The organism is Stenotrophomonas sp. PAMC25021, assembly GCF_004795795.1.
Lineage (GTDB): Bacteria > Pseudomonadota > Gammaproteobacteria > Xanthomonadales > Xanthomonadaceae > Stenotrophomonas > Stenotrophomonas muris.
On record NZ_CP039255.1, the window covers coordinates 4,576,743 to 4,603,131 of the forward strand.

General features: G+C 67.2%; 28 protein-coding genes. 20 read left to right on the forward strand and 8 right to left on the reverse strand.

Features of this window, described 5'->3' with window-relative positions; genetic code table 11:
• The first annotated feature begins 64 nt into the window (after nt 1–64).
• Nucleotides 65–805: a leucyl/phenylalanyl-tRNA--protein transferase gene (gene aat, locus E5790_RS21225; protein WP_014647084.1), complete on the forward strand. Its 741-nt coding sequence runs from the start codon at nt 65–67 to the stop codon at nt 803–805.
• Nucleotides 806–891: 86 nt separating this feature from the next.
• Nucleotides 892–1,110, forward strand: a complete 219-nt coding sequence (gene infA, locus E5790_RS21230) for a translation initiation factor IF-1 (RefSeq protein WP_005409596.1) — start codon at nt 892–894, stop codon at nt 1,108–1,110.
• Between the two features lie 55 nt (nt 1,111–1,165).
• Here infA and E5790_RS21965 read toward each other — a convergent pair whose 3' ends face one another.
• Nucleotides 1,166–1,327: a hypothetical protein gene (locus tag E5790_RS21965; protein WP_154344210.1), complete on the reverse strand. Its 162-nt coding sequence runs from the start codon at nt 1,325–1,327 to the stop codon at nt 1,166–1,168.
• Between E5790_RS21965 and E5790_RS21235 the strand changes: the two genes are divergently transcribed.
• Nucleotides 1,320–1,694 (forward strand): hypothetical protein, encoded by a 375-nt coding sequence (locus tag E5790_RS21235; RefSeq protein ID WP_229653760.1) that lies wholly within the window; start codon nt 1,320–1,322, stop codon nt 1,692–1,694. The two genes, E5790_RS21965 and E5790_RS21235, sit on opposite strands and share 8 nt — an antisense overlap.
• A gap of 72 nt (nt 1,695–1,766) precedes the next feature.
• Here the strand turns inward: E5790_RS21235 and clpA are convergent, their stop codons facing one another.
• On the reverse strand, nt 1,767–4,052 hold the full coding sequence (gene clpA, locus E5790_RS21240; protein ID WP_032961881.1) for an ATP-dependent Clp protease ATP-binding subunit ClpA: 2,286 nt from the start codon (nt 4,050–4,052) through the stop codon (nt 1,767–1,769).
• Between the two features lie 138 nt (nt 4,053–4,190).
• Here clpA and E5790_RS21245 point away from each other — a divergent pair, with 138 nt between their 5' ends.
• The gene (locus E5790_RS21245) at nt 4,191–5,003 is read left to right on the forward strand and encodes an APH(6) family putative aminoglycoside O-phosphotransferase (RefSeq protein WP_111206872.1); all 813 of its coding nucleotides are present in this window, start codon (nt 4,191–4,193) and stop codon (nt 5,001–5,003) included.
• Nucleotides 5,004–5,164: 161 nt separating this feature from the next.
• On the opposite strand, the gene clpS is transcribed toward E5790_RS21245, so the two are convergent.
• A complete protein-coding gene (gene clpS, locus E5790_RS21250; protein ID WP_006444529.1) occupies nt 5,165–5,491 on the reverse strand; it encodes an ATP-dependent Clp protease adapter ClpS in 327 nt (108 codons plus the stop codon).
• 112 nt (nt 5,492–5,603) lie between these two features.
• Between clpS and E5790_RS21255 the strand changes: the two genes are divergently transcribed.
• From E5790_RS21255 to E5790_RS21285, 7 genes are all read left to right on the forward strand, one after another.
• Nucleotides 5,604–6,077: a hypothetical protein gene (locus E5790_RS21255; RefSeq protein ID WP_014647079.1), complete on the forward strand. Its 474-nt coding sequence runs from the start codon at nt 5,604–5,606 to the stop codon at nt 6,075–6,077.
• A 1-nt stretch (nt 6,078) separates the two neighbouring features.
• Nucleotides 6,079–6,540, forward strand: coding sequence for an NUDIX hydrolase (locus tag E5790_RS21260; protein ID WP_014647078.1), 462 nt, complete (start codon nt 6,079–6,081; stop codon nt 6,538–6,540).
• On the forward strand, nt 6,537–7,664 hold the full coding sequence (mnmA, locus tag E5790_RS21265) for a tRNA 2-thiouridine(34) synthase MnmA (protein WP_111206873.1): 1,128 nt from the start codon (nt 6,537–6,539) through the stop codon (nt 7,662–7,664). Before E5790_RS21260 ends, mnmA begins: the two co-directional genes overlap by 4 nt.
• Nucleotides 7,665–7,676: 12 nt before the next feature.
• Complete coding sequence (gene hflD, locus E5790_RS21270; RefSeq protein ID WP_049439883.1) at nt 7,677–8,291, forward strand: high frequency lysogenization protein HflD; 615 nt, start codon at nt 7,677–7,679, stop codon at nt 8,289–8,291.
• Nucleotides 8,292–8,509: 218 nt separating this feature from the next.
• Nucleotides 8,510–9,700: a methyl-accepting chemotaxis protein gene (locus E5790_RS21275; RefSeq protein ID WP_005416472.1), complete on the forward strand. Its 1,191-nt coding sequence runs from the start codon at nt 8,510–8,512 to the stop codon at nt 9,698–9,700.
• A 98-nt stretch (nt 9,701–9,798) separates the two neighbouring features.
• A complete protein-coding gene (locus E5790_RS21280; RefSeq protein WP_014647074.1) occupies nt 9,799–10,014 on the forward strand; it encodes a hypothetical protein in 216 nt (71 codons plus the stop codon).
• A gap of 67 nt (nt 10,015–10,081) precedes the next feature.
• The gene (locus tag E5790_RS21285) at nt 10,082–10,588 is read left to right on the forward strand and encodes a hypothetical protein (protein ID WP_111206874.1); all 507 of its coding nucleotides are present in this window, start codon (nt 10,082–10,084) and stop codon (nt 10,586–10,588) included.
• A 124-nt stretch (nt 10,589–10,712) separates the two neighbouring features.
• Here the strand turns inward: E5790_RS21285 and E5790_RS21290 are convergent, their stop codons facing one another.
• Nucleotides 10,713–13,472, reverse strand: coding sequence for a GGDEF domain-containing phosphodiesterase (locus tag E5790_RS21290; protein ID WP_136191799.1), 2,760 nt, complete (start codon nt 13,470–13,472; stop codon nt 10,713–10,715).
• Nucleotides 13,473–13,602: 130 nt separating this feature from the next.
• On the opposite strand from E5790_RS21290, the gene E5790_RS21295 reads away from it, so the two are divergent.
• Nucleotides 13,603–15,705: a PAS domain-containing sensor histidine kinase gene (locus E5790_RS21295; RefSeq protein ID WP_032961901.1), complete on the forward strand. Its 2,103-nt coding sequence runs from the start codon at nt 13,603–13,605 to the stop codon at nt 15,703–15,705.
• A gap of 4 nt (nt 15,706–15,709) precedes the next feature.
• Entirely contained in the window at nt 15,710–17,482 is a 1,773-nt protein-coding gene (locus E5790_RS21300) for an EAL domain-containing protein (protein ID WP_014647070.1), read from the forward strand.
• A 414-nt stretch (nt 17,483–17,896) separates the two neighbouring features.
• Here the strand turns inward: E5790_RS21300 and E5790_RS21305 are convergent, their stop codons facing one another.
• From E5790_RS21305 to flgA, 4 genes are all read right to left on the reverse strand, one after another.
• Nucleotides 17,897–19,117 carry an ATP-binding protein gene (locus E5790_RS21305; protein ID WP_014647069.1) on the reverse strand — a complete coding sequence of 407 codons (1,221 nt, stop codon included), beginning with the start codon at nt 19,115–19,117 and terminating at the stop codon, nt 17,897–17,899.
• A gap of 91 nt (nt 19,118–19,208) precedes the next feature.
• Nucleotides 19,209–19,547 carry a FlgN family protein gene (locus tag E5790_RS21310; RefSeq protein ID WP_014037132.1) on the reverse strand — a complete coding sequence of 113 codons (339 nt, stop codon included), beginning with the start codon at nt 19,545–19,547 and terminating at the stop codon, nt 19,209–19,211.
• On the reverse strand, nt 19,544–19,849 hold the full coding sequence (gene flgM / locus E5790_RS21315; protein WP_014647067.1) for a flagellar biosynthesis anti-sigma factor FlgM: 306 nt from the start codon (nt 19,847–19,849) through the stop codon (nt 19,544–19,546). Before flgM ends, E5790_RS21310 begins: the two co-directional genes overlap by 4 nt.
• 75 nt (nt 19,850–19,924) lie before the next feature.
• Complete coding sequence (gene flgA, locus E5790_RS21320) at nt 19,925–20,581, reverse strand: flagellar basal body P-ring formation chaperone FlgA (protein ID WP_032961903.1); 657 nt, start codon at nt 20,579–20,581, stop codon at nt 19,925–19,927.
• A 259-nt stretch (nt 20,582–20,840) separates the two neighbouring features.
• Between flgA and E5790_RS21325 the strand changes: the two genes are divergently transcribed.
• From E5790_RS21325 to flgG, 7 genes are all read left to right on the forward strand, one after another.
• Entirely contained in the window at nt 20,841–21,785 is a 945-nt protein-coding gene (locus E5790_RS21325; protein WP_014037130.1) for a chemotaxis protein, read from the forward strand.
• 151 nt (nt 21,786–21,936) lie between these two features.
• Nucleotides 21,937–22,332, forward strand: a complete 396-nt coding sequence (gene flgB / locus E5790_RS21330) for a flagellar basal body rod protein FlgB (protein WP_005409576.1) — start codon at nt 21,937–21,939, stop codon at nt 22,330–22,332.
• Nucleotides 22,333–22,335: 3 nt separating this feature from the next.
• Nucleotides 22,336–22,743 carry a flagellar basal body rod protein FlgC gene (gene flgC / locus E5790_RS21335; protein ID WP_005416461.1) on the forward strand — a complete coding sequence of 136 codons (408 nt, stop codon included), beginning with the start codon at nt 22,336–22,338 and terminating at the stop codon, nt 22,741–22,743.
• A gap of 23 nt (nt 22,744–22,766) precedes the next feature.
• Nucleotides 22,767–23,450, forward strand: a complete 684-nt coding sequence (locus E5790_RS21340; protein ID WP_014647064.1) for a flagellar hook capping FlgD N-terminal domain-containing protein — start codon at nt 22,767–22,769, stop codon at nt 23,448–23,450.
• Nucleotides 23,451–23,482: 32 nt separating this feature from the next.
• Nucleotides 23,483–24,706: a flagellar hook protein FlgE gene (flgE, locus tag E5790_RS21345; protein ID WP_014647063.1), complete on the forward strand. Its 1,224-nt coding sequence runs from the start codon at nt 23,483–23,485 to the stop codon at nt 24,704–24,706.
• Nucleotides 24,707–24,738: 32 nt separating this feature from the next.
• On the forward strand, nt 24,739–25,488 hold the full coding sequence (locus E5790_RS21350) for a flagellar basal body rod protein FlgF (RefSeq protein ID WP_032961905.1): 750 nt from the start codon (nt 24,739–24,741) through the stop codon (nt 25,486–25,488).
• A 103-nt stretch (nt 25,489–25,591) separates the two neighbouring features.
• Entirely contained in the window at nt 25,592–26,377 is a 786-nt protein-coding gene (flgG, locus tag E5790_RS21355) for a flagellar basal-body rod protein FlgG (RefSeq protein ID WP_005409571.1), read from the forward strand.
• The last annotated feature ends 12 nt before the right edge of the window (nt 26,378–26,389 follow it).

Genomic DNA, 26,389 nt, shown 5'->3' on the forward strand with positions numbered 1-26,389 from the left:
TCCTTGCCGGTGAAGCGTGATGGTGCCAGACATCATCCATCACCACGGCGAATACAATGGCGGCATGACCCGCCAGCTGCCCTGGCGCCTGGCCGACGCGCCGGACGCCCCCTTCCCGCCGGCCGAGACTGCCCTGCGCCAGCCCGACGGCCTGCTCGCCGTGGGCGGCGACCTGCACCCGGCGCGCCTGCTCAACGCGTATGCGGGCGGCATCTTTCCATGGTTCAGCGAGGGCGAGCCGATCCTGTGGTGGTCGCCCGACCCGCGCATGGTGTTCCGTACCGATGGCGTGCATCTGTCCAGCCGCTTCCGGCGCCAGTTGCGCGGCAGCACATGGGAGGTCACCGCCGACACCGCCTTCAGCCGGGTGATGCGCGCCTGTGCGGCGGCACCGCGGCCCGGCCAGGACGGCACCTGGATCAGCCCCGACATGGTCGAGGCCTACAGCCAGCTGCATGACCTCGGCTTTGCCCACTCCTTCGAGGTCTGGGACCGGCAGACGCTGGTCGGCGGCATCTACGGGGTGGCGATCGGGACGATGTTCTTCGGCGAGAGCATGTTCAGTGGCGCCAGCGGCGGCTCCAAAATCGCCCTGGCCGCGCTGGCATCCACGCTTCACGGCTGGGGCTGGGCGCTGATCGATGCCCAGGTGGAGAATCCGCACTTGCTGCGGATGGGCGCCGAGCACCTGCCGCGCGCGGCGTTCCTGCAGCACGTGCGCCACGCGGTGCGCCATGACGGCCGTGAAGGCCCCTGGACGCAGGCGGTCGGACGCCTGCCGGCACAGCGTTTGGCCGGGGGTTAACACAAACTTTGCAAGCTGGGCCGGTCACGCGTAAAATACTGCGCCTTAGGCCCAGCGTGGCCGTTTTCTGAACCGCACAGGACTACATGTCGAAAGACGATTCCATCGAGTTCGAGGGCACCGTCAGCGAGACGCTGCCGAACACCACTTTCCGCGTTCGCCTGGAAAATGGGCACGAAATCATCGCCCACATTTCCGGCCGCATGCGCAAGAACTACATCCGCATCCTCACCGGTGACCGGGTCAAGGTTGAAATGACCCCGTACGACCTGACCAAGGGTCGTATCACCTACCGCATGAAGTAAGCGGTCGGCGCGTTGCGCCACTTCGACAAGGCCAGCCCTGGTTGCTGGCCTTTTGTCATGCCTGCAATCCGGCCCTGCCGGAGGTCATCGTGACCGAACGCACCGTGGCGTCGGTCAGCCCTGCTTGCGGCAGATTCGCATCTTCATCCGTGGCGGCATCGTGGGACCCGATCCAGTCCGGATCGCCATTCCCCTGCCTCGCCATGAACATGCTCACGTTGACCGCCCTGCTCGTCGCCGTTGCCACGTCCGCCAGCGCATCGCCTGTGCGCGCCGCCGAGCCCCCCTCCACGGCCAGTGACTGCATCCAGCTGGGCAGCGACCAGCAGATCGTGCGCGCCGGCGTTTCGCGGAACATCCTGCTGCGCAATGGCCAGGACCACTATGTGGTGCATTTCCAGAACGACTGCTCCACTGCCGGCTACTCGCGGAAACTGAGCTTCATCACCGAAGGCCAGCAGGGCCTGCTGTGCAGCGCCGGCCGCAGCCAGCTGCGCACCGATGCCGACCACTGCCGGGTGGCGCAGATCGAACCGATCGACGCGGCCACCTTCCAGAAGAAGGCCCGCCAGCGCGGCCGTTGATGGCACACATGACAAGGGCGGCCTAAGCCGCCCTTGTCATTTCAGGTCCGCCGGGCCAGGCCCGGCGTCAGCTCACTCCACCGTGACCGGCAGCAGGCGCTCCGGCTCGGCCTGGGTCTCGACGACCAGCTCGTCGTCGCGGACATCGATGTTCACCTTGCCGCCGTTGACCAGTTTGCCGAACAGCAGCTCGTCGGCCAGAGGACGCTTGATCTTGTCCTGGATCACGCGGGCCATCGGGCGCGCACCCATCAGCGGGTCGAAGCCGTGGTGGGCCAGCCAGTCGCGCGCGGTCGGCGTGGCCGACAGGCTGACGTGCTTGTCCTGCAGCAGCATCTCCAGCTCGATCAGGAACTTGTCGACCACGCGCAGGATGTGCTCGAAGCCCAGCGCCTGGAACTGCACCACCGCATCGAGTCGGTTGCGGAATTCCGGGGTGAAGCTGCGGCGGATGGTCTCCATCGCGTCGGTGGCATGGTCCTGCTTGGTGAAGCCGATCGAGCGCCGCGAGGCCTGCGCCGCGCCGGCATTGGTGGTCATCACCAGCACCACGTTCTTGAAGTTGGCCTCACGCCCGTTGGTATCGGTCAGCACGCCGCGGTCCATCACCTGCAACAGGATGTTGAAGATATCCGGGTGCGCCTTTTCGATTTCGTCCAGCAGCAGCACGCAGTGCGGCGTCTTGACGATCTTTTCGGTCAGCAGGCCGCCCTGGTCGAAGCCGACATAGCCCGGAGGGGCACCGATCAGGCGGCTGATCGAATGCGGCTCCATGTACTCGGACATGTCGAAGCGGACCAGCTCGATGCCCAGCTGCAGCGCCAGCTGCTTGGTCACCTCGGTCTTGCCGACACCGGTCGGGCCGGCGAACAGGAAGTTGCCGATCGGCTTTTCCGGATTGCCCAGGCCCGAGCGGGCCAGCTTGATCGCCGAGGACAGCGTCTCGATGGCCGGGTCCTGACCGAAGATCACCATCTTCAGGTTGCGCTCCAGGTGCTGCAGCACATCCTTGTCGGTGGCACTGACCTGCTTGGTCGGGATGCGCGCCATCTTGGCCACGATCGCCTCCACTTCCTCGACGTCGATCAGCTCCTTGCGCTGGCCTTCCGGCAGCAGCCGCTGGCGGGCACCGGCCTCGTCGATCACGTCGATGGCCTTGTCCGGAAGCAGGCGGTCGCCGATGTGCTTCACCGACAGATCCACCGCCGCCTGCAGCGCTTCGTCCGAATAGGTCACGCCGTGGTGCAGCTCGTACTTGGACTTCAGGCCCTGCAGGATCTCGTAGGTCTCGCCCACGGTCGGCTCGACGATGTCGATCTTCTGGAAGCGGCGGGCCAGCGCCCGGTCCTTCTCGAAGATGCCGCGGTACTCCTGGAAGGTGGTCGAGCCGATGCAGCGCAGCTCGCCGGAGGCCAGCGCCGGCTTGATCAGGTTGGACGCATCCATGGTGCCGCCCGAGGCCGAACCGGCACCGATGATGGTATGGATCTCGTCGATGAACAGCACCGCATTGGGGACCTTCTTCAGTGCGGTCAGCACGCTCTTCAGGCGCTTCTCGAAGTCGCCGCGGTACTTGGTGCCGGCCACCAGCGCGCCCAGGTCGAGCGAGTAGATCACCGCGTCGGCCAGCACGTCGGGCACCGAGCCCTCGACGATGCGGCGGGCCAGGCCCTCGGCAATCGCGGTCTTGCCCACGCCGGCCTCGCCCACGTACAGCGGGTTGTTCTTGCGGCGGCGGCACAGGACCTGGATGGTGCGCTCGATCTCGTCGGCACGGCCGACCAGCGGATCGATGCGGCCGGACCGCGCCTGTTCGTTGAGGTTGCTGGCGAACTCGGTCAGGGCATCACCCTTCGGCTCGCCCTCCCCACCTTCGATGCGGCCTTCGCCCTCGGAGGAGGAGGACGGCTGCTCGCCTTCCTCGCCCAGCTTGGCGATGCCGTGGGACAGGTAATTGACAACGTCCAGCCGGGTCACGTCCTGCTGGTTGAGGTAATAGACGGCATGGGAGTCCTTTTCGCCGAAGATGGCGACCAGCACGTTGGCGCCGGTGACCTCCTTCTTGCCCGAGGACTGCACGTGGTACACGGCCCGCTGCAGCACGCGCTGGAAGCCCAGGGTCGGCTGGGTATCACGGCCGTCATCTTCGGCCAGGCGGGACACGGAAGCCTCGATGGCCTGCTCCAGCTCCTGGCGCAGGCGTTCGGCGTCGGCACCACAGGCCTTCAGTACGGCCTGGGCGGACGGGTTGTCGAGCAGTGCCAACAGCAGGTGTTCGACCGTCATGAATTCATGCCGGGCCTCACGGGCGCGCTTGTAGCACTGGCCGATGGTGTGTTCGAGGTCTTTGCTGAACATGGATTACTCCGGCGGCAGATGGGGACAATATGCGGCCTGACTACGCGATTTCCATCACCCTAGCGGATTGCTGCGTTCAGATGGCGTTAGCAGTGCAGATCGCTTGATCTTCATTCACTCCAAGACAGCCCACCCAGCATGAGCGAACCCTACCTGAGCCGCTGGCGATTGCGGCGTGATGGCGCGGCCATCGAGACGCCCCACGCCCAGCTCTGGCCTGTGCTGACCGCCGACGGCGAACCGGCGATGCTGAAGGTCAGCAGCGAAACCGAGGAGCAGAACAGCCATCGCCTGCTGCGCTGGTGGGACGGCGATGGTGCCGCCCGCCTGCTGGCCCACGAGGGGCCGGCGATCCTGATCGAGCGTGCCGGCGGCGATTCGCTGCGGCAACGTTCGATCGAGGGCGACGATGACGCCTGTACCACGATCCTGTGCCAGGTCCTGCGGCAGCTGCACCGGCCACGGAGCGCGCCACCAGCGGAACTGGTCTGCCTGCGTACATGGTTCGCCGACCTGCTGCAGCCAAGGGCCGCGCTGCCGCCACTGCTGGAACAGTGCAGATCACTGGCGGAGCGGGTGTTGCAGGAAGAACACGAGATCCGGCCGCTGCACGGCGACCTGCACCACGACAACGTGCTGGATTTCGGCGCGCGTGGCTGGCTGGCGATCGACCCGAAGCGGCTGCTGGGCGACCGCGCGTTCGACTACACGACAATGTTCAGCAACCCGGACCTCTGTGGCCCGGGCATCCATGTGGCCACCCGGCCCGAGCGGTTTGCCGCCCGGCTGGAACAGGTCAGCGCGCTGGCTGGGCTGGAACGGGCGCGCCTGCTGCGCTGGATCGCCGCCAGCGCGGCACTGTCGGCCGTGTGGTTCCGGGACGATGGCGACCCCGCCGACATCGACGAAGCGGTGGCGCGGATGGCGCTGGAGGCGTTGGCGGAGGCGTGACCTCCGCGCGTGGTGGGCGCACTCCATCCGGGATCATTGCGCCGGGACGAAAAGCAGCCGAGCATGGGCTCGGCTCTACAGGTTTCTGCCTTGGTAGGTGCCCACCTTGGTGGGCACGCCGTGTTCGGAGTCGATGTACCCGGACGAGGATCGGCAGCCGGTCAGGCCTTTTCCATCGTGCACAGCAGCGGGTGCTGGTTCATCCGCGAATACTCGTTGACCTGGGCAACCTTGGTCTCGGCGACCTCGCGGGTGAACACGCCGCAGACCCCGCGGCCGCGGGTATGGACGTGCAGCATCACCTGCGTGGCCTTGTCCAGGTCCATGCTGAAGAACTGCTGCAGTACATCCACCACGAAATCCATCGGGGTGTAGTCGTCGTTGAGCAGCATCACCTGGTAGAACGGCGGCGGCGCCACTTCCGGGCGCGCGGGCTCCACGGCAACGCCGTGCTCGTGATGGGAATCGGGGGAGGACTCATGGGGCATCCATCCATTATAGAGGTTGCACCGCGCCTGCGTCGGCCCGCCGCAGATTGGACGGCACGCACGCCCAACGTCACAATTGCAGCTTCTTTCAACACTGCTTCACAGGATCTTCATGAAAAGGACCCTTCTGCCCGCCCTGCTGATCACCCTGGCCGCTGCCGGTGCTGCCACCGCCGCGCCCCAGGCCGACAAGTCCGTGGCCCGCCACCTGGACAAGCTGGGTTACACCTACGAGGTCGACGAGGATGGCGACTACCGCATGGTCTTCGACGTCGAGGGTGACCGCACCCAGATGGTCTACGTGCGCTCGGCGGTGGAAGACTTCGGCAGCCACAACATCCGCGAGATCTGGTCGCCGGCCTACAGCGCCAAGACCAAGCAGTTCCCGGTGGCCGTGGCCAACCGCCTGCTGGAAGATTCGCAGGACGCCAAGATGGGCGGCTGGGTAAAGCAGGACACCACTGCCATGTTCGTGGTGAAGATCGACGCCGATGCCACCGCCGACCAGCTCAGCGACGCCATCGATGCGGCCATCCGCACCGCCGACGCGATGGAGCTGGAACTGACCAAGAAGGACGAGTTCTGAGTTGAACGCCACGCCGGACCCGCGCTGGGCACCGCACGCCACCGTTGCCACCGTGGTGATCGACGGCGGCCGCGTGCTGCTGGTCGAGGAGACCATTGACGGCCGCCAGGTGCTGAACCAGCCGGCCGGCCACCTCGAGCCGGGCGAAAGCCTGGCCGAGGCCGCCCTGCGCGAGACCCGCGAGGAAACCGGCTGGACGGTGCAGCTGACCCACTTCATTGGCTGCTACCAGTGGACTGCCGGCGACGGCACGGCCTTCCTGCGCTTCTGCTACGCGGCGCGCCCGGTTTCGCACGATCCGGCGCAGCCGCTGGACACCGGCATCGACCGCGCGCTGTGGCTGACCCCGGCCGAGCTGCAGGCCGCCGGCGAGCGCCAGCGCAGCCCGCTGGTGTGGCAGGTGGTGGCGGATTACCTGGGTGGCCAGCGCCACCCGCTTTCGCTGGTCCGGGAGGTCGCATGAGCACTCCGCGTGTGATGGTGGGCGTCTCCGGCGGCGTCGATTCCTCGGTCGCCGCCTGGCGCCTGGTACAGCAGGGCGAGGCCGTGGCCGGCCTGTTCATGCAGAACTGGGCCGACGATGGCAGCGGTGATTGCCGTGCCGAGGATGACCGTCGCGACGCGGTGGCCGTGTGCGGCCTGCTGGGCATCCCGTTCCACTTCCGGGACTTCTCCAGCGAGTACTGGCAGGGCGTGTTCGAGCACTTCCTGGCCGAGTACGCGGCCGGCCGCACCCCGAACCCGGACGTGCTGTGCAACCGTGAAGTGAAGTTCAAGCATTTCCTGGACGCCGCCCGCGAGCTGGGCGCCGAGCGCATCGCCACCGGCCATTACGCACGGGTGACCCAGCGCGGCCACCAGTGGCTGCTGCTGCGCGGCGCCGATCGATCCAAGGACCAGAGCTACTTCCTGCATCAACTGGGCCAGGAACAGCTGGCAGCCACCCTGTTCCCGATCGGCGACCTGGAAAAGAGCGACCTGCGCCGGATCGCGCGCGACGTCGGCCTGCCGACCCACGCCAAGAAGGACTCCACCGGCATCTGTTTCATCGGCGAGCGCGACTTCCGCGAATTCCTCGGCCGCTACCTGCCGGCCAAGCCCGGCCAGATCCTCGACCCGGCCGACGGCAGCGTGATTGCCGAACACCCGGGCGTGTTCTATTTCACCCTGGGCCAGCGCGAGGGCCTGAACATCGGCGGCGTGCGTGGCCGCCCGGCCGCGCCGTGGTACGTGGTTGGCAAGGATGTGGCCAGCAACGTGCTGTACGTGGACCAGGACCGCGACAGCAAGTGGATGCTGTCCGACCGCCTGCGTTCGGAAACCGCGCACTGGATCGCCGGCTCACCGCCGGCACGGCGCTTCGAATGCACCGCCCAGACCCGCTACCGCCAGCCCGACGAGCCGTGTACGGTCCAGGTGCTGGACGATGGCAGCGTGCTGGTCACCTTTGCGCGCCCGCAGCGTGCCGTTACCCCCGGTCAATCGCTGGTGCTGTATGACGGTGATGTGTGCCTGGGCGGCGCGGTGATCGCCGCCACCGATGCGCCGCTGGAACAACGCCTGCGCACCACCCCCCTCCCCTTTTGAGGTAATCGCTGCATGAGTTTCACTGTCGACGACCGCGTCCTGGCCTTGGCCGGCATTGCCCAGGCCCTGCAGCAGGTGCGCCGCATCGCCGATACCGGCCATTCCGACGCCGCCGCCGTGCGCACCGCCGTGGACAGCGTGTTCCGCGTGGATGCGTCCTCGCCGCAGGCGGTGTTCGGTGACCGTCATGCACTGAAGTCCGGCCTGCGCCTGCTGCACAACTACTTCCGCAGCCAGGGCCAGGACCCGATGCTGCCCAAGCTGGCCCTGTCGGTGCTGCAGCTGGAGCGCCGCTTCGTGCAGGATGGGGCGACCGTGAACAAGGTCGCCTCGGGCATCGAGCGCGCCCAGCGCCAGGCCACCGAACTGGGCGACAGTGGCCACCCGGACGTACTGGCCAACCTCGGCGGCCTGTATGCCGACACCATCAGCCACCTGAAACCGCGGGTGATGGTGCAGGGCAACCCGCACTACCTGGGCCAGGCCGGCGTGGTGGCGGAGATCCGTGCCTTGCTGCTGGCCGCGGTGCGTTCGGCGGTGTTGTGGCGCCAGCTGGGCGGCAGCTACTGGGACTTCCTGTTCAGCCGCAAGGCGATGATCGAGGCCGTGGACCGCCTGCTGGCCTGAGGGTGTGGGGTCAGAGCCCTTTTCCATGGAAAAGGGATCCGACCCCGTTGCGCCTGCCCAAGGGGTCGGATCCCTTTCCGGCACGGAAAGGGCTCTGACCCCGAGGCCGCCAAGGCGCCGGAAAACCGGCGCATTCAGAATGCACTTCGAGGCACATCGACGTTAAAGAGAAAGGGGGTACGGCCGATACATCCTCCGTGCACCTCCCGAGAACGTCCATGTACTCACGCATTTTCATCCGTCTGGCCGCCCCCCTGGCTCTGACCCTGCTGCTCCCCTTCGCCATCGGTTTCGAATGGCCGGCCGCCCTGCGCTGGGCGATCCTGACCACGATGACGCTGAGCTGGCTCGGCTTTGCGTGGTGGACCACCCGCGCCCAGGCACATCGTTCCCCCGAGCACGCCCGTGTCCTGCGCGAACAGGACCAGCTGCTGACCGAGCTGCGCAACTTCGTCGGCAACGAGATCGACGGTTCGCGTGGCGAAGTGGAACGCGCCCGTGACCTGATCCGCCAGGCCGTCTCCAGCCTGGGCGGCAGCTTCGATGCCATGAACCGCAAGTCGCGCCAGCAGAGCCAGGCCCTGTCGCGCATCGTCGACCGCGCCGGTGATGAAGGCAATGCCGGCCTCGACGTTGCCCGTTTCGCCCAGCACGCCAGCCACCGCATGGAACAGCTGGTGGAAGCGCTGGAGCAGGTGAGCGGCCAGAGCAGCACCACCGTGCAGCACATCGACCAGATGGCGCAGCACCTGGATGGCATCTTCGCGCTGCTGGAAGACGTCAAGTCGATCGCCGACCAGACCAACCTTCTGGCGCTGAACGCGGCCATCGAAGCGGCGCGCGCCGGTGAAGCCGGTCGTGGCTTCGCCGTGGTCGCCGACGAAGTGCGCAACCTGTCCGAGCGCTCGACCACCTTCAACGAGCAGATCCGCAAGCTGGCGCACAGCTCCAAGGACGCCATTGCCAAGGTGCGCGAGACGGTCTCGCACATGGCCTCGCGCGATATGGACCGCTCCCGCGAAGCCCGCCAGGAAGCGGCAGCGATGCTCGACAACGTCGCGCAGATCAACGCCTCGCTGGGCGACGGCATGCGCGAAGTGTCCGAGTGCGCCCGTGCGATCGATGGCAGCGTGGCCGAAGCCGTGCGTGCCCTGCAGTTCGAAGACATCGCCACCCAGGCGCTGGGCGGCGTGCACACCCACCTGGACCGCCTGACTGCCATCAACCGCGAAGCGGTGGCCCTGCAGGAACTGCTGCACCGCAATGGCGGCGTGTTCGACGAAGAGATTGCCACCGCGCTGCAGCGCACCGGCAACCGCCTGCGCGAGCTGCGCAGCGAATGGGAACGCCCGCCGCACAAGCCCGTCGCCCAGCAGAGCATGGGCGCCGGCACCGTCGAGCTGTTCTGATCCTGATGTCCGCTGCCCTCGCCGGCAGCCCGCAAGGCCCCGGTTCGTCCGGGGCCTTTGCCTGTAACCTGCCATTGGATGCATCCTGTACGCGCACCATGACCCTGATCCGCGCCCTGCCCGCCCTCACCGACACCGAGCGCCCGCGCAACGCGAGCGTGCGTGAGCAGCTGCAGCGGCTGGAAGACGTGGCCCGCGAGGAACTGCTCGAACTGCAGCAGCTGGCCGATGCGCGCCCCACCCCCTCCCGAGCCGACGATGAACTGCTGGGCCTGGCATGGGACCTGGGCCTGGATGGCGAAGCCCTGAAGTAGATCCACGTCCTGCGTGGATGGGCCGTCCCGCATGGCATGATCCACCGGTCCCGTTCATGGAAGACCGATGGCCATCGCCCTGATCGCAGTGCTCCTGTTCGAAGCCGTCCTTCTGATGGCCTGGGTGGCCGGCTATTTCAGCTGGGGCATCACCCTGTTCAACGAACGCATCGCGGCGTCACCGGCCATGCAGGCCCGGCTCTCGCTGGGCAGCCTGGAACGTGACCTGCCGCAGGACAAGTGGCTGCGGCTGGCCTTCCATGCGCTGCCCGATGGCAGCATGGCGTTCCGCGAGAGCTTCGCACCGAGCTTCGGCCTGCGCTACTTCCCGGTGATGCGTGGACGCATCGTTCTCAACGCGCGACGGCACGAGGTGCGGGTGATCGGCCTGTGCAGCTGGTTCGTGGCAATCCTGTCACTGCTGCTGTTGCCACTGGTGGCGATGCGCCCGATGGTGGCACCGATGCTGCTGGTGCTGCCGCTGTTCCTGGCCAGCTACCTGGTCCAGAAGCGGCGCTATGCGGCCATCGTCGAGGCCCTGCGCATGCAGTTGAAGGCGGAGTTTCCCAGGTAGTTCCACGCCATGCGTGGATGATCGCGAGCGCCAGGGCATCCGTGCCGGCCAACGGTCGGCACCCACCAGGGCTGGGCGCACCAGAGTCAGGCCACACCGCGCCGGCATCCGCCAGCGCAGACCCTCAGCGCACCAGCACCGCTTCGCCGCTGGCGTCGGTGCGCATTGGCGCCGGGCGCTGCTGGCGCAGCCACTGCGCCAGATCACGCGGGCTGAGCGGGCGCGAGTACAGGTAGCCCTGGATCTCGTCGCAGCCCTGGCGGCGCAGCATGTCTTCTTCCTGGTGGGTTTCCACGCCTTCGGCCACCACCTTCATGCCCAGCGCGTGGCCCAGGTGGACGATGGCCTGGGTGACTTCGGCCGTGCCCGAATCATGCAGCATGCCCTGCACGAAACTGCGGTCGATCTTCAGGCGCCCCACCGGGAAGCGATTGAGGTAATTGAGGTTGGAGAAGCCGGTGCCGAAGTCATCCACCGCCAGCGGCACGCCATGCCGTTCCAGCACGTCGAAGCAATGGCGCAGGATGTCGGTATCACGGATCAGCGCCGACTCGGTCAGCTCCAGTTCCAGCCGTTGCGGCGGCCAGCCATGGGCATGGCAGATCTCGATCACGCGCTCGGCGAAGCCGCGATCACGCAGCTGCACCGCCGACACGTTGACCGCGATGCGATCAAAGTGCAGTCCGGCACGGTCCCAGGCGGTCGCCTGGCGGCAGGCCTCGTTCAGCACCCAGTCGCCGATGCGCACGATCTCGCCGCACTTTTCGGCAATGGGAATGAACTCGGCCGGGCTGCAGTAGCCGATGCCGGGGCGGTGCCAGCGCAACAGTGCCTCGATCGCCGGTGGCTCGCCGTGGTGGGCGTGCAGCAGCGGCTGGTAGGCCAGGCTGAACTCGTCGCGCTCGATCGCCCCATGCAGGGCATGCTCGACGTCCAGCCGGCGCTGGATGCGGGCCAGGGCGTCCTGGCTGTAGTACTGGTAGGTGTTGCGCCCGGCTTCCTTGGCCGCATACATCGCGGCGTCGGCCGCGCGCAGCAGTGAGTCGAAATCGGTCTGCGCATCGCCCAGCATCGCGATGCCGACGCTGGCGCCGACTTTCAACGTGGTCTCGCCACGGCGCAGCGGCTCAGCCAGCGAGGCAATCAGCTTGCGGGCGACATGACCGGCATCTTCCGGCTCGGCCAGGTCGCGCAGCACCACGATGAACTCATCGCCACTGAAGCGGCCGAACAGGTCGTTGTTGCGCAGGTTCTGGTGCAGGCGGGTGGCTGCGGCCTTCAGCAGCGCATCGCCGGTGGCGTGGCCGAAGCTGTCGTTGATGGTCTTGAAGCCGTCCAGGTCGATGAACAGCATGGCCAGCGAGGTTCCGCGGTCGCGTGCTTCCTCGATGGCTTCGGCGGTCTGTTCGCCGAGCAGTACGCGATTGGGCAGGCCGGTCAGCAGGTCGTAGTGGGCCAGCAGTTCGATGCGTTCGTTGGCTTCGCGCTCGCGGGTGATGTCACGGAACAGGACAACGAACCGCGGCGGCAGGCCGTCACGGCGGTCCAGTTCGATCAGCACCTGCACCCAGACGCGCAGGCCGGACTGGCGGTAGAAGCACAGGTCCAGCTGCTCGGGCAGGCCGCCGTTGGCGATACGGGCGAGCGCCGCCTCGAACGCGTTGCGCGAGTCCTCCGTGTACAGCGCCAGCGCCTGGTCGAGGGTGATCGGTTCCTTGCGCAGGCCATGGATGCGGTAGCACTCCTCGGTCCATTGCATGCTGCGGGTCTGCACTTCGATCTCGCAGCCGCCGATGCGGCCCAGCGCGGAGACCCGGTTCAGCAGTTCGGTGCGCCAGCGGATCAACGCATCGGTCTGGTGCTGTTCGGTGATGTTCTGTACCTGGCCGAGCAGGCGCTTGGGTTGCCCGTCCATGTCCAGCAGCGGCTGCATCCACAGGCGCAGGTGCTGCGAAGGCTCATGGCCGCGGGTCAGCTCCAGCTCGAGGTTGGCAGCGCGGCCATCGCGCCACAACCGCCGCCATGCCGCGCGCAGCGCGCCGCGGGAGCGTGGATGCAGCTGCTTCAGCCACCGCCGCTGGCCTGGAACGGCGCCCTGCTCCAGGGCCAGCAGCGAACGCAGTTCCGGCGACCACCAGAAATGCCCGCTGTTGGGATCAAACGACCAGCTGCCCATGCTGGCGATGCGCTGGGCCTCGCTCAGGTGCAGCTGCTGTTCCTGCAGCAGCGATTCGAGCTGCTTCTGCTGCTCGATATCGGTATGCGTGCCGACCATGCGCAGGGGCTGGCCATCGGCGGTGCGAGCGACCACGCGGCCACGATCGAGCACCCAACGCCACTGGCCATCGGCCTGGCGGAAACGGAACTGTGCGCTGTACTGCTCGCTGTGCCCGCGCAGGTGCTCGTCGAGCGCGGCGCGCACCTGGGCGATGTCCTCGCCGTGCACGCGAGACAGCAATTCAGTGGCGGTCTCGTCGCCCGGCGCCGGCGTGCGCGCCACCCGGTCACTGGGGATGTCCCAGTCCCACAGGCTGTGGCCGGCGCTGTCCAGTGCCAGCTCCCAGCGCCCGCCCCCATCGACCGGCACCGGCTCGGGAATGCTCAGGGTGAACGCCAGCAGGTTGCCGGCACCGTCGTGCACCGCACGCAGGTGGCCGTCATAGTGCCCCCGTGGGCCGCCCGGCAGCGTGCAGGCAACGATGCCACCATCGGCGGCCATCAGGCGCAGATCTTCCAGCATCGGCGCATAGGCCGCCACGGTGGCCGGCAGGCCATGCTCGCGCGCGGCCGGATTGGCCGCCAGCGGGCGCCCGGCACGGTCGACGATGACCAGCGCCGACGCAAGCGGGTGCTGCAGCAGGCTGGCGATGATCCCTTGGTCCACGCGATCTTGCTCCGGATGACACGCCCGTCAGCGGGGCACGCAGTGGTTAACGGCGCCTGCGGCGGATAATTGAGTGGTCACGGCACGCTGCGGGGTAAGATGACCGGCGCCCCTGTCACCCGCCCCGTCCATGCCCGCAGAACCGACCGGCAACGCCCCAGTTCCCGACCCGCGGATGGCGCAGGCGCTGAGCCGTGACCGGCGCCGGGTGGTGCTGAGCTACCTGGTGATGGCGCTGGCCTGGATGATCTCCACCGACAGCGTGGTGCAGGCGCTGGTGCCCGATCCGCAGCAGGCGGCCCTGTGGCAGGGCCTGAAGGGCTCGTTCTTCGCGCTGGCCAGCGCGGGCCTGCTCTATCTGCTGCTGCGCCCGCTGGCCGAACACGTGCTGCATACCCATGCGCGCCAGCAGGCCTCCGAGCTGCGCCTGCGGCAGATGTTCGAGGGCAACCCCGGGCCGATCCTCGTCTACGACCTGGACACGCTGGCGATCCTCGATGCCAACCCCGCCGCCTGCAGCGCCTTCGGCTGGGACCGCGACGAGCTGCTGGAACAGACCATCGACGCCTTGTGGCCGCCGGGCCAGGATCAGGCCCTGCAGACCAAGCTGGAGGCGATCCGCGAGGCGCCCGAGGAGCTGTGCATCCTGCGCGCTCAGCTGCAGCTGCGCGATGGCGCGCTGCGGCAGATGGAGCTGCGCTCCAACGCCATCAGCTACGACGGCCACAACGCCCGCCTGCTGATCGCCATCGACCGCACCGCCGAGGATCTGGCCCAGCTGCGCCGCGACCAGGCGTTGGCCCGGGTGGAGGAAGCCCATGAGCTGGCCCGCATCGGCGCCTGGGAACTGGACCCGTCCACCGGGCTGGGCCGCTATTCCAACCAGGTCTATCGCCTGCTCGGCCGCCGCCCGCCCGAGGCCCGGCGCTGGCACCGCTTCGATGAGCTGCTGGTGCCGGCCGACCCGGCCACCGCCACCCAGACCGAACAGCTGCTGGCCGAACTGTGCTCCGGCGAGCCGGTACAGGTGGACGTGCTGCTGCCGCTGCTGTCGATGGACGGCCGTGCATTGATGGTGCACCTGCGGGCGGCCAGCGGTATCGACGAAGCCGGCCGCAGCCGCGTGCTGGGGACGCTGCAGGACGTGACCGAGCGCGAGCAGTCGCGGCGCCTGCTGCGCGAGCGCGAGGAACAGTTCCGCGAGCTGGTGCGGGTACTGCCCGACGGCGTGGTGATCCTCTCCGACGAGCACGTGCTGTACGCCAACGCCTGGGCCGCCGGCCTGTTCGGCTACGGCAGCCACACCCTGCTGGGCGAGCCGCTGTCGGCACTGGTCGCTGCCGCCGACCTGCCACGGGTGCGCAGCCAGCTGCGCGCCGGCCAGCCCCACCTGGGGCCGGGCCACAGCAGCGTGGTGGCCATGCAGCGTGCGGACGGCCGCAGCTTCCATGCCGGCCTGGCGGTGGGCGAAGTGCGCTACGGCGGTCGTGACTGCAAGCTGCTGATCGTACGCGACCTGAGCGATTCCGAACGCACCCGCAGGGCGCTGGAAACCAGCAATCGCGAGCTGCAGGCGATGGCCGGGCGGCTGTTCTCGCTGCAGGAGGACGAGCGTCGCGCGATCTCGCGCGACCTGCACGATGACATCGGCCAGGCCATTACCGCGATCAAGCTGTCGGCGCATGCGGCGCAGGATGAGGACGATCCGAAGCGTCGTGGCGAGGATCTGGCGCAGATCGTCAGCCTGGCCGACACCACCGTGGCCAAGCTGCGCGACATCTCCACCCTGCTGCGCCCGCCGCAGCTGGATGCACTGGGCCTGGAGGCGGCGCTGAGCTGGCAGGCGCGGGTGCTGTTCCGCTCTTCGCCGGTGGAGCTGCTGGCCGAGATCGAGCCGCTGCCGCACCGCCCCGACAACAGCATCGAACAAGCCTGCTTCCGCATCGCACAGGAAAGCCTGACCAATGCGCTGCGCCATGCGCGCGCCAGCCAGGTCCTGCTGCAGCTGCGCGACGTCAGCCAGCGTGGCCTGCACCTGCAGATCCGCGATGATGGTGAAGGCTTCGATCCGGACGGCCCACGTGGCCTCGGCCTGATCGTGATGCGCGAGCGCGCGCAGAGCGTCGGTGGCCACGTGCGGATCGAATCCGCGCATGGCGAAGGCACCCTGATCGACGTCCACCTCCCCTACCAGGCGACCAGCATGGCCGCCGTCGATTCACCGGAATACTGAGCCTATGTGGAATCCCAACCTGCCCCCGGTCAGCATCGATGATGCCCCCGACCGCCTTGGCGCCGGCAACCCCGAGCTGCAGGCGATGGTTGCCGAGGCGGCCTCCGGCGGCATCGCGCTGATGCTGATGCACGTGGACATCGACCACTTCGCATCGGTCAACGAGAACATGAGTGCCGAAGTGGGCGATCAGGCGCTGGTACTGGTGGCGCAGCGCCTGCAGTCCTACCTGCGCGGGCGTGGCAAGCTGTGGCGGCATGGCAGCGACGAGTTCCTGATCGCGGTGCCCCGCACCGCGGACCTGCCGCTGCCGGAGGACTTCGCTGAAGAGATCCGCCAGCAGATGGAACTGCCGCTGTCGGTGCTTCCATACACGCTGTTCATGACCGGCAAGCTGGGCGTGAGCCTGTGCCCGGAACATGCCAGCAGCGCCTCGCGCCTGCTCGACCATGCCGAAGATGCGCTGTACCAGGCCGCCCGCGAAGGCGGCAATGCCGTGCGCATCCATGCCGTGGATACCCCGCCGAGCGCGCACAGCGAGAGCATCATCGCGCGCCAGATCGTCGATGCCATTCCCAATGGCGAGCTGAAGCTGCGTTACCAGCCGCTGGTGAGCGCCCGCGACGGCCACGTGGTCGGCATGGAAGCGCTGCTGCGCTGGCAGTCGCCGACCCTGGGCATGCTGGTGCCGGAGCGCTTCATGCGCACCGCCGAGCGCCTGGGCATCATCGTGCAGATCGGCACCTGGGTGCTGGAAGGCGCATTGAAGCAGGCGCGGTTGTGGCGCGACCAGGGCTTTGATGACTTCACCATCGCGGTGAACGTGTCCACCCTGCAGCTGCTGCGGCCGAACTTCTTCGCCGAGGTGATGTCCCTGCTGCAGGCCGCGGGCGTGCCGGCGCACATGCTGACACTGGAGATCAACGAGAGCGCGCTGACCAACAACGTCAATTTCGTCCATGAAACGCTGGCCAACCTGCGCAACGAAGGCATCAGCCTGAGCCTGGACAACTTCGGCACCGGCGATTCCAGCCTCAGCGCGCTGGTGCGCTACCCGGTGGACAAGCTGAAGATCGACCGCAGCTTCATCAAGAGCGCACCGGCTGGAAATCGCGAAGCAGCCATTGCCCGCGCGATCATTGCCATGGGCCACCAGCTGGGCATGACCGTGATTGCCAACGGCGTGGAATCGCAGGCCCAACTGGGGTTCCTGCGCCGCAACGACTGCGATGTGTTCCAGGGCTACCTGTTCGGCGAGCCGATGTCGGCCGATGCCGCCGGCATGACCCTGCGCCGCCGCTACCTGCGCCCGGAAGCCTTCGCCGAAACGCGCCCGGACCGGACGCTGCTGCTGCTGGATGACGAGGAGAACGTGCTGCGCTCGCTGGTGCGCCTGTTCCGCCGCGACGGCTACCGCATCCTGGCCGCTGGCAACGTGCGTGACGCCTTTGATCTGCTGGCGATCAACGACGTGCAGGTGATCCTGTCCGACCAGCGCATGAGCGACATGAGCGGCACCGAGTTCCTGGGCCGGGTGAAGATGCTGTATCCGGATACGATCCGCCTGGTGCTGTCGGGCTACACCGATCTGAACACGGTGACCGATGCGATCAACCGCGGCGCGATCTATCGCTTCCTGACCAAGCCGTGGAACGACGACGAGCTGCGCAAGCACATCCACCAGGCATTCCGCACGTACGAAGAACAGCGCCGTAGCAATGCCGGCCCGGCACCGGTGGAAACCGGGGATGGTGGCGAGGATCGGCCGCTGCGATGACGATCGGGTAGAGCCGGCCGCTGGCCGGCTGCCTTGGGTGCCCGGCTTCAATGAGGTTGCCGGCCAGCGGCCGGCACTACCATCGATGGGCCCCGGTAGAGCCGGCCGCTGGCCGGCTGCCTTGGGTGCCCGGCTTCAATGAGGTTGCCGGCCAGCGGCCGGCACTACCGTCGATTGGCCCCGGTAGAGCCGGCCGCTGGCCGGCTGCCCTGGGTGGCCGGGTTCAATGAGGTTGCCGGCCAGCGGCCGGCACTACCATCGATAGGCCCCGGTAGAGCCGGCCGCTGGCCGGCTGCCCTGGGTGGCCGGGTTCAATGAGGTTGCCGGCCAGCGGCCGGCACTACCATCGATGGGCCCCGGTAGAGCCGGCCGCTGGCCGGCTGCTCTGGGTGTCCGGTTCCACTTCGGAAGCGGTCAGCGCGGCTGCTTCACCGGCAGCACCACGCGGAAGCGCGAGCCCACGCCCGGGGTGCTGTCCAGGTCGATGCGGCCGTGATGCTTGTTGATGATGCTGTAGGAGATCGACAGGCCCAGACCGGTGCCACTGCCGACCGGCTTGGTGGTGAAGAACGGATCGAAGATGCGCTGGCGCAGTTCCGGCGAGATGCCGCCGCCGGTGTCTTCGAATTCAACCCACACGTGATCGCCATCAACGCCGGTGCGCACGGTGATCGTGCCGCGCTCGGCGATGGCATGGCCAGCGTTGAGCAGCAGGTTCATGTAGACCTGGTTCAACTCCGACGGCAGGCACTCCACCAGCGGCAACTGGCCGAATTCGCGTACCAGGGTGACCTTGTACTTGAGTTCGTTCCAGATGATGTTGATGGTCGATTCCAGGCCCGCGTGCAGGTCGACCAGCTTCCACGATTCGTCGCGACCGGAATACGAGAAGTCCTTCAGGTCGCGCACGATGCGGGTAACGCGCTCGATGCCTTCGCGCGATTCCGCCATCAGCTGCGGCAGGTCGCGGCTGATGAAGTCGATGTCCAGGCGGTCACGGATGTCATCGATTTCCGGAATCAGTGCCTTCGGGTCCGGCGCGCGCAGGGCGCGCTCGTAGGCTTCGATCACGGTGAATAGGCTGCGCAGGTACTCCTGCAGGCTGCCCAGGTTGGAGTGCACGTAACCGATCGGGTTGTTGATCTCGTGCGCGACGCCGGCGGCGAGCTGGCCGATCGAGGCCATCTTCTCCGACTGCAGCAGCTTTTCCTGGGTGCCATTGAGGCGCAGGTAGGCCTGGCGCAGCTCGGCGTGGCGCTGCTGCAGTTCGCGCTCGTAGTCTTCCTGCCCTTCGATGTGGCGGAACAACGCAAGGAAATGCCCTTCGCCGACCGGACCATGGTGGTACAGGTGGGCGATGACCACGCCCTCGCCCAGCGGCAGGCTGCCATTCCAGTGGCCATGCTGGCGGGCCTGCTCCAGTGCATCAGGGGGGAGCAGCTCGCGCAGCCGCTGCGGCGGCGGCAATCCGCCGTCCGAGCCACTGGCCAGCAGGTTCTGCGCGGCCGGGTTGGCCAGGGCCACCTGCCCGTCTTCAGTGAACAGCAGCAGGCCTTCGCGCAGGCGCTCAAGCAGGGCCTGCAGCACCGGCTGCGGCGGAAGGGGGGCGGTAACCAGGGCGTTGGCAGCGGACACGGCGACTCGGGGCGTTCGAACAGGCGCCCAATATACGCGGTCATGCAGCGGGCTTCAGCCCACCGGGAGGGGGTGTGCGACCGCCGTCGCGTCAGGCGACGGCGAGTGGCCGGCCGATGCTGACCGTGTGCGACTGGCCCTTGGCATCGTAGGCCGAGGCATCTTCGGTACGGCCGAGCTGGCGCAGCGCCCAGTTCACCTCGCGGCGACGGCGCGACAGCAGCACGCCGTTGGCGCGGTTGCGCTCGGCCAGTTCCTGCAGCTGTTCGCCCTCGCCCACCGGCGGCGCGCCTTCCAGCGCACGCAGCGCTTCCAGCTTGGCGCCGGTGGCCCGGATCAGGGCGTGCACGTCGTGCTCGACCAGGGCCTGGCGCTCAACGTCCAGGGCCTGGGCGAGGCGCTGCAGCGGCTCGCTCATCGCCGCAGTCATCCGTGCAGCTGCTGGTCCAGATCGAGCATGCGCGATGCGATCGCGTCCGGATTGATCTTGTAGGTGCCGTTCTGCAGTGACTCGCGCACGGCCGCCACGCGCTGGGCGTCGATCGCCGGGGCGGTGGTCAGCTCACGCTCGATGGCCTGCAGATTGGTGGCCTCGCCGGTCAGGCGCAGGCTGTCGGCCGCCTCGACCGGGCGCGCCGCCGCATCGGTGCTGACGCCGGGCTTGCTGGCCGGGGTCGTCACGCTGCGCAGTGCCTGGGGGACCTGCAGGTTGCCGTCGATTTTCTGGCTCATGGGGTGTCCTGGAGTTGCCGTTCACAAGGGATAACGGCCGCAGGGCCGTGATCTTTAGGGATATTTTGCGGTAAATCAACGCGCCACGATTACGTCACCTGCGGCGTCGACCGTGCCCTGCACGATCCGCCGCGAGGACAGGTTCTCGACCGAGACCCGCTCGTTCTCACCGGCATCACCCATCGCACGGCCGGCAATGCGCACCTCGACCGAGCCGCGACGCGACACCAGGGCTACATTGTCTCCTCGCTTGATGAGACGCTGGACCACCAGATCGTTGTTCGACAGCAGGGCTCCGGCCTGCAACGGACGGCGGGCGATGCGGCCGATCGCTGCATTGGGATCGGACAGCACCGCGCCGGCAATCCGGGCAGCGTCACGCTGGGCAGTGGTGATATCGGCGGCCGTGAGGGTTTCTCCAGTGCCGATTCCGCGGTTGAGCACCAGCACGGTCTGGTTGCGCCGCACCTTCACCGGCACGAACAGGCGCCAGCCGCCCGCATCGGGACAGCTCACCTCCACCGTGGTGTTGGCGGTGGGCTGCACCTGCAACGCGCTGCCGCATTTCGGCAGGCGCAGCGCATCGGCCACCTGCGCCTCGCCTTCACTGCCGGCAGGCAGCGTCGACAGCGCCGCAGTGCGGATGCTGGCCACCGGCTGCCAGTCCGTGGCGCCCGCCCACGGCGCGGCCAGGGCGAGCGCGATGGCGAACAGCGATGTGACCCGGCGCATGGCGCCTCCTGTCGATGGGATCTGGCCCAGCAGCGTGCAAGGGGTGTGCCAGAGACCGGGTCCCGTTGATCGGATCCGGGATGGGGATTCGACCGGATGGGTAGAGTCGACTGCCAGTCGACTTTCGCGCGAAGCGCGGGGTTTCCCGTGATCGGATCGAAGAGCAGTCGACTGACAGTCGACTCTACAAACGCGGTGTGGAGCGCGCGGACGACAGAGCGCCCTCAAGTTCCGCCCCCACCACGCCGATACAGCAGCCATGTCCCATGACCTGCTCAACCGGATCGACCAGCGGACCCGACTGGCCGGCCACAACCGCCTGGCGCTGCTGCTGTTCCGCCTCGGCGGACGTCAGCTTTTTGGCGTCAATGTCTTCAAGGTGCAGGAAGTCCTGCGCCGCCCGGAGCTGTTCCAGGTGCCCGGCCTGCCCAGCCAGTTCTCCGGCGTGGCCGACGTGCGCGGCCGCTCGGTGCCGGTACTGGACCTGGGCCTGGCGATCGGCCACCCCGAGCGCGAACCGGACGCGGACACCTCGCCCGGCTACCTGGTCGTCACCGAATTCAACCGCTCGATCCAGGGCTTCCTGGTCAGTGGCGTCGAACGCATCGTCAACATCGCGGTGGAAGACATCCACCCGCCACCGGAGCTGGGCGCCGAGTCGAGCTACCTGACCGCGGTGACCCGCTTCCAGGGCGAGCTGATCCAGGTGATCGACGTTGAGAGCGTGCTGGCCGATATCGCCCAGGTGCGCGGAGAAGCGGTACTCGACCCGGCAATGGCCATGCCCGCCGACGGCCCGCAGCTGCAGGTGCTGGTGGTGGACGACTCGCGCGTGGCCCGCCAGCAGATCCGCAGCGTGCTGGACCAGCTGGGCGTGGGTGCCACCCTGCTTTCCGACGGCAAGCAGGCGCTGGACCACCTGCTGCAGGTCCACGCCTCGGGGGAAAACCCGGCCGAGCGCTATGCCATGGTCATCTCGGACATCGAGATGCCGGCCATGGATGGCTACACGCTGACGACGGAAATCCGGCGCCACCCGGGCCTGGCCGGCCTGTACGTGCTGCTGCACACCTCACTGTCGGGCGTCTTCAACAACGCCATGGTCGAGCGCGTCGGCGCCAATGCGTTCGTCGCCAAGTACTCGCCGCACGAGCTGGCCGACTTCGTGCTGGACCGCCTGCGCAAGGTGGCGCTGGCGGCGTAAGGCCCGCCGAGGGGTCGGATCCCGGAACGGGCTCCGACCCCGCATCGCAACGCGTCAACCACGGGGTCAGAGCCCCTGCGGGGATCTGACCCCCTCTCCATTTGGCACACCCCTTGCAGCTTCCCGGGCAACGTTCCCGTGGGAGTGCACCGTGCGCAACCTGATTACCGACTACCTGGGCGTCCACGCCCAGGCCATGCCGTTGCGCGAACAGCGGATGAAGCTGATCGCCAGCAACCTCGGCAATGCCGACACTCCCGGCTACAAGGCCCAGGACCTGGACTTCGATGCCGCCCTGCGCCACGCCCAGGGGCAGGATGCCAATGGCCTGATGGCCACCACCCATGAGCAGCACTACGAGATCAGTAGTGGCCTGAACCCGTTCCAGATCGCGCGCGAAGGCGTGCAGCCCAGCCTGGACGGCAACACCGTCGACCCCGATGCCGAGCGTGCCGCCTATGGCCGCGCCGCACTGGAATACCGCGCCTCGCTCAGCTTCGTCGAGAGCAAGGTGCGTTCCATGCTGACCGCGATCACGGGGCAATAAGCCATGAGCAACCTGCCGATCTTCGACATCGCCGGCTCCGCGCTGCAGGCGCAGTCGGTGCGCATGAGCACCATCGCCTCCAACCTCTCCAATGCCGACACCGTCGCCGGTTCCGCCGACGCCGTGTACAAGCCGCTGGAACCGATCTTCCAGGCCGTCACCAGCAAGAACGATCCCAACATCACCTCGGTGAAGGTGAAGGAGATCACCCAGAGCGAGGCCGCGCCGATCAAGCGCTACGAGCCGGGCCACCCGCTGGCCGACGCCGATGGCTACATCTACCAGCCCGATGTCGATCCGGTGGCGCAGATGGTCAACCTGATCTCGACCTCGCGCAATTACCAGGCCGGCGTGGAGATGTTGACCACCGCCAAGGAACTGGCCCTGGCCACCCTGACCATGGGCCGCTGAGGCCCGCAGCACCGGATACCGCCATGACCACCGCCGTCAACAACCAGACCAGCCAGGACGTCTATTCCGCGCTGGGCCTGAACGCCCCCAACAGCAACGCCACGAAAAAGAAGAACACGCTGGACCAGGCCGACTTCCTGCGCCTGATGACCGAGCAGCTGCAGCACCAGGATCCGCTGAAGCCGATGGACAACACGCAGATGGTCGCGCAGATGGCGCAGATGTCCACCGTGCAGGGCATCACCGATCTGAACAAGACGGTGAAGGGCTTCCAGGAGTCGATGGCCAGCGACCAGGTGCTGCGTGGCGCTGCGCTGGTCGGCCACCAGGTGCTGGTGCCGTCGGAAAAGCTGGTGCTGGAGAAGGAAGGCAATGTCGAAGGCACGGTGGCTGCACCGTCGGCCGGCATCATCACCGTGGACATCACCGATGCCAACGGCGCCAAGGTCACCTCGCTGAGCGTGGAAGCCAAGGCTGCCGGCGAAACCGCCTTCCAGTGGGACGGCAAGGATGCCAACGGCAAGCGCATGGAGCCGGGCAAGTACTCCATCGTTGCCAACCATGTCGACACCGCCGGCAAGAGCACCAAGCTGTCCACCTACGTACAGGCGCCGGTGGAGAGCGTGACCGTTGGTTCCGACGGCCTGTACCTGAACCTCAAGGGCCTGGGCACGGCCCCGATCGACTACGTGCTCCGCGTCAGCTGAGCCGCACCTTCCGCATCAACCAGGAGCATCCCATGGGCTTCAATGTCTCGCTGTCCGGCATCAACGCCGCCAACACCGACCTGAGCGTCACCGCCAACAACGTCGCCAACGTCAACACTACCGGCTTCAAGCAGTCACGCGCGGAGTTCGCCGACCTGTTCGCTTCGACCAGCTACGGCCTGTCGAAGAACCAGACCGGCTCGGGCGTGCGCGTTTCCAACGTCGCCCAGCAGTTCATCCAGGGCCATAACGAGCAGACCGGGCGCAGCCTGGACATGGCCATTTCCGGTGAAGGCTTCTTCACCATGAACATGAATGGTTCGCGCGTGTACTCGCGCGCCGGCAACTTCCAGACCGACTCGGCCGGCTACGTGGTCAACCCGCAGGGTGCGCGCCTGCAGGTGTTCGCGCCGAATGCCGATGGCACCAACTTCGATGCAGGCCGCCTGGTCGACCTGCAGCTGCTGACCACCGACAGCCCGCCGAAGCAGACCAGCGAAGTGAAGGTTGGCTTCACCCTGCCGGCCAACGCCAAGCAACCGACGGTGGCGACCTTCGACCCGGCCGATTCGAACAGCTACAACCACTCCAGCGGTGGCATCACCGTGTACGACTCGCTGGGCGTGAGCCACATCCAGGTCTCGTACTTCGTCAAGGGCGCCAACCCCAACGAATGGACCGTGCGCAATTACGTCGATGGCCAGCCGGCCGGCGCACCGACCCCGGTCACCTTCGACAACAGCGGCAAGCTGGTCGCACCTGCCAACGGCAAGGTCAGCCTCGGCACCTTCACCCCGACCACCGGTGCCGGCCAGTTGAACATGACGCTGGACATCAGCGGCTCCACCCAGTACGGCGAGAAGTTCGCCCTGCGCAATACCCAGCAGGACGGCTATGCCGCCGGCAAGCTCAACGAAGTGACCGTGTCCGAATCCGGCGTGGTTTACGCCCGCTATTCCAACGGCGACGACAAGCCGCTGGGCCAGGTCGCCCTGACCACCTTCAACAACACGCAGGGCCTGGAATCGAAGGGCAACAACCTGTGGGTGGAGACCTTCGAATCGGGCACGCCGCGCACCGGCATGCCGGACACCTCCAACCTCGGCAAGATCCAGGCCGGCTCGCTGGAAGCGTCCACCGTCGATCTCACCGAGCAGCTGGTCAACATGATCACCGCGCAGCGCAACTTCCAGGCCAACGCGCAGATGATCACCACGCAGGACCAGATCACCCAGACCGTCATCAACATCCGTTGATGAGCTGCTGACCCTGTCACGGAACTCCCCGCATGGATAAAGCTCTTTACGTGGCGATGACCGGTGCCCGCGCCTCCCTGCAGGCGCAGGGAACGCTCAGCCACAACCTCGCCAACTCGGACACCCCTGGCTTCAAGGAAGCGCTGGCCAACACCGAAGCGTTCCCGATCAAGGGCCCGGGCTTTGCCTCGCGGGTGGATGCGCTGCACGTCGACGCCGGCTTCAACCGTACGCCCGGCTCGCAGCACATCACCGGCAAGCCGCTGGATCTGTCCCTGCAGACCGGCACCTGGCTGGCCGTGCAGTCCAGCGACGGCAGTGAGGCGTACACGCGCGGCGCTGCATTGTCGGTCACCCCGAACGGCCAGCTGGTGACCTCCAGCGGCCGTCCGGTACTGGATGACAACAACAACCCGATCGCCATTCCGCCCTACCAGGCGATGGAAATCGGTGCCGACGGCACGCTCTCGATCATCCCGCAGGGCGAAGGCCCGCAGACCATGGCGCAGATCGGCCGGATCAAGGTGGTACAGGCGCCGGACGAGCGCCTCGAGCGTGGCCTGGATGGCCTGTTCCGCAACACCGACCCACTGCAGCCGTTCGCACCGGCACAGGGCACGGCCGTGCACAGCGGCCAGCTGGAAGGCAGCAACGTCGATGCCGCCGGTGCACTGGTGCAGATGATCCAGCTGCAGCGCCAGTACGAAATGCAGGTGCAGGTGATCAAGCACGGCGACGACAACGCGCGCAGTGCCAACAGCCTGCTGCGCCTGGGCAGCTGACGGAATTCCGGCGCCGCCCGGGCGCGGCGCTGGCACACCGCTTGCACACCCGTTACCAGGGGCCGCATCGCGCGGCCGGCTTTACCCAGACAGGACACCGAAGATGAACCAGGCATTGTGGATCGCGAAAACCGGACTGGATGCGCAGCAGATGCGCATGTCGGTGGTTTCCAACAACCTCGCCAACACCAACACCACCGGCTTCAAGCAGGACCGTGCCAGCTTCGAGGACCTGCTGTACCAGCAGGTGCGCCAGCCCGGCGGCTCTTCGTCGGCGCAGACCCAGCTGCCGACCGGCCTGCAGCTGGGTACCGGCGTACGCGTGGTCGCCACCGCCAAGAATTTTGAGCAGGGTGGCCAGCAGCAGACCGGCCGTGCGCTGGACGTGATGGTCAACGGCCGCGGCTTCTTCGAAGTGCAGATGCCCGACGGCAGCTCGGCCTACACCCGTGATGGCTCGTTCAAGATCAACCAGGACAGCGAGCTGGTCACCAACAGCGGCTACCCGGTGCAGCCGGGCATCCAGATTCCCGAGGGCGCACAGTCGGTGACCATCGGTACCGACGGCACCATCAGCGTGAAGATGGCCGACGGCGCGGCGTCAGTGGAAGTGGGTGCGCTGACCCTGACCGACTTCGTCAATCCGGCCGGCCTGCAGGCGCGCGGCGAGAACCTGTTCCTGGAAACCACCGCTTCCGGTCCGGCACAGAACGGCAATCCCGGGCTCAACGGCCTCGGCACCGTGGTGCAGGGCGCGCTGGAAGGCAGCAACGTCAATGTGGTCGAAGAGCTGGTGTCGATGATCGAAACCCAGCGCGCCTACGAAATGAACGCCAAGGCAATCTCCACCACCGATTCGATGCTCGGCTATCTCAACAACAAGCTCTGACCGGCCCAACCG

Excerpts from the sequence above, each read along its gene's own strand:
- aat (WP_014647084.1), top strand. The coding sequence starts at position 65 with ATGACCCGCCAGCTGCCCTGGCGCCTGGCCGACGCGCCGGACGCCCCC.
- infA (WP_005409596.1), top strand. The coding sequence starts at position 892 with ATGTCGAAAGACGATTCCATCGAGTTCGAGGGCACCGTCAGCGAGACG.
- E5790_RS21235 (WP_229653760.1), top strand. The coding sequence starts at position 1,320 with ATGCTCACGTTGACCGCCCTGCTCGTCGCCGTTGCCACGTCCGCCAGC.
- clpA (WP_032961881.1), bottom strand. The coding sequence starts at position 4,052 with ATGTTCAGCAAAGACCTCGAACACACCATCGGCCAGTGCTACAAGCGC.
- E5790_RS21245 (WP_111206872.1), top strand. The coding sequence starts at position 4,191 with ATGAGCGAACCCTACCTGAGCCGCTGGCGATTGCGGCGTGATGGCGCG.
- clpS (WP_006444529.1), bottom strand. The coding sequence starts at position 5,491 with ATGCCCCATGAGTCCTCCCCCGATTCCCATCACGAGCACGGCGTTGCC.
- E5790_RS21255 (WP_014647079.1), top strand. The coding sequence starts at position 5,604 with ATGAAAAGGACCCTTCTGCCCGCCCTGCTGATCACCCTGGCCGCTGCC.
- mnmA (WP_111206873.1), top strand. The coding sequence starts at position 6,537 with ATGAGCACTCCGCGTGTGATGGTGGGCGTCTCCGGCGGCGTCGATTCC.
- hflD (WP_049439883.1), top strand. The coding sequence starts at position 7,677 with ATGAGTTTCACTGTCGACGACCGCGTCCTGGCCTTGGCCGGCATTGCC.
- E5790_RS21275 (WP_005416472.1), top strand. The coding sequence starts at position 8,510 with ATGTACTCACGCATTTTCATCCGTCTGGCCGCCCCCCTGGCTCTGACC.
- E5790_RS21280 (WP_014647074.1), top strand. The coding sequence starts at position 9,799 with ATGACCCTGATCCGCGCCCTGCCCGCCCTCACCGACACCGAGCGCCCG.
- E5790_RS21285 (WP_111206874.1), top strand. The coding sequence starts at position 10,082 with ATGGCCATCGCCCTGATCGCAGTGCTCCTGTTCGAAGCCGTCCTTCTG.
- E5790_RS21295 (WP_032961901.1), top strand. The coding sequence starts at position 13,603 with ATGCCCGCAGAACCGACCGGCAACGCCCCAGTTCCCGACCCGCGGATG.
- E5790_RS21300 (WP_014647070.1), top strand. The coding sequence starts at position 15,710 with ATGTGGAATCCCAACCTGCCCCCGGTCAGCATCGATGATGCCCCCGAC.
- E5790_RS21310 (WP_014037132.1), bottom strand. The coding sequence starts at position 19,547 with ATGACTGCGGCGATGAGCGAGCCGCTGCAGCGCCTCGCCCAGGCCCTG.
- flgM (WP_014647067.1), bottom strand. The coding sequence starts at position 19,849 with ATGAGCCAGAAAATCGACGGCAACCTGCAGGTCCCCCAGGCACTGCGC.
- flgA (WP_032961903.1), bottom strand. The coding sequence starts at position 20,581 with ATGCGCCGGGTCACATCGCTGTTCGCCATCGCGCTCGCCCTGGCCGCG.
- E5790_RS21325 (WP_014037130.1), top strand. The coding sequence starts at position 20,841 with ATGTCCCATGACCTGCTCAACCGGATCGACCAGCGGACCCGACTGGCC.
- flgC (WP_005416461.1), top strand. The coding sequence starts at position 22,336 with ATGAGCAACCTGCCGATCTTCGACATCGCCGGCTCCGCGCTGCAGGCG.
- E5790_RS21340 (WP_014647064.1), top strand. The coding sequence starts at position 22,767 with ATGACCACCGCCGTCAACAACCAGACCAGCCAGGACGTCTATTCCGCG.
- flgE (WP_014647063.1), top strand. The coding sequence starts at position 23,483 with ATGGGCTTCAATGTCTCGCTGTCCGGCATCAACGCCGCCAACACCGAC.
- E5790_RS21350 (WP_032961905.1), top strand. The coding sequence starts at position 24,739 with ATGGATAAAGCTCTTTACGTGGCGATGACCGGTGCCCGCGCCTCCCTG.
- flgG (WP_005409571.1), top strand. The coding sequence starts at position 25,592 with ATGAACCAGGCATTGTGGATCGCGAAAACCGGACTGGATGCGCAGCAG.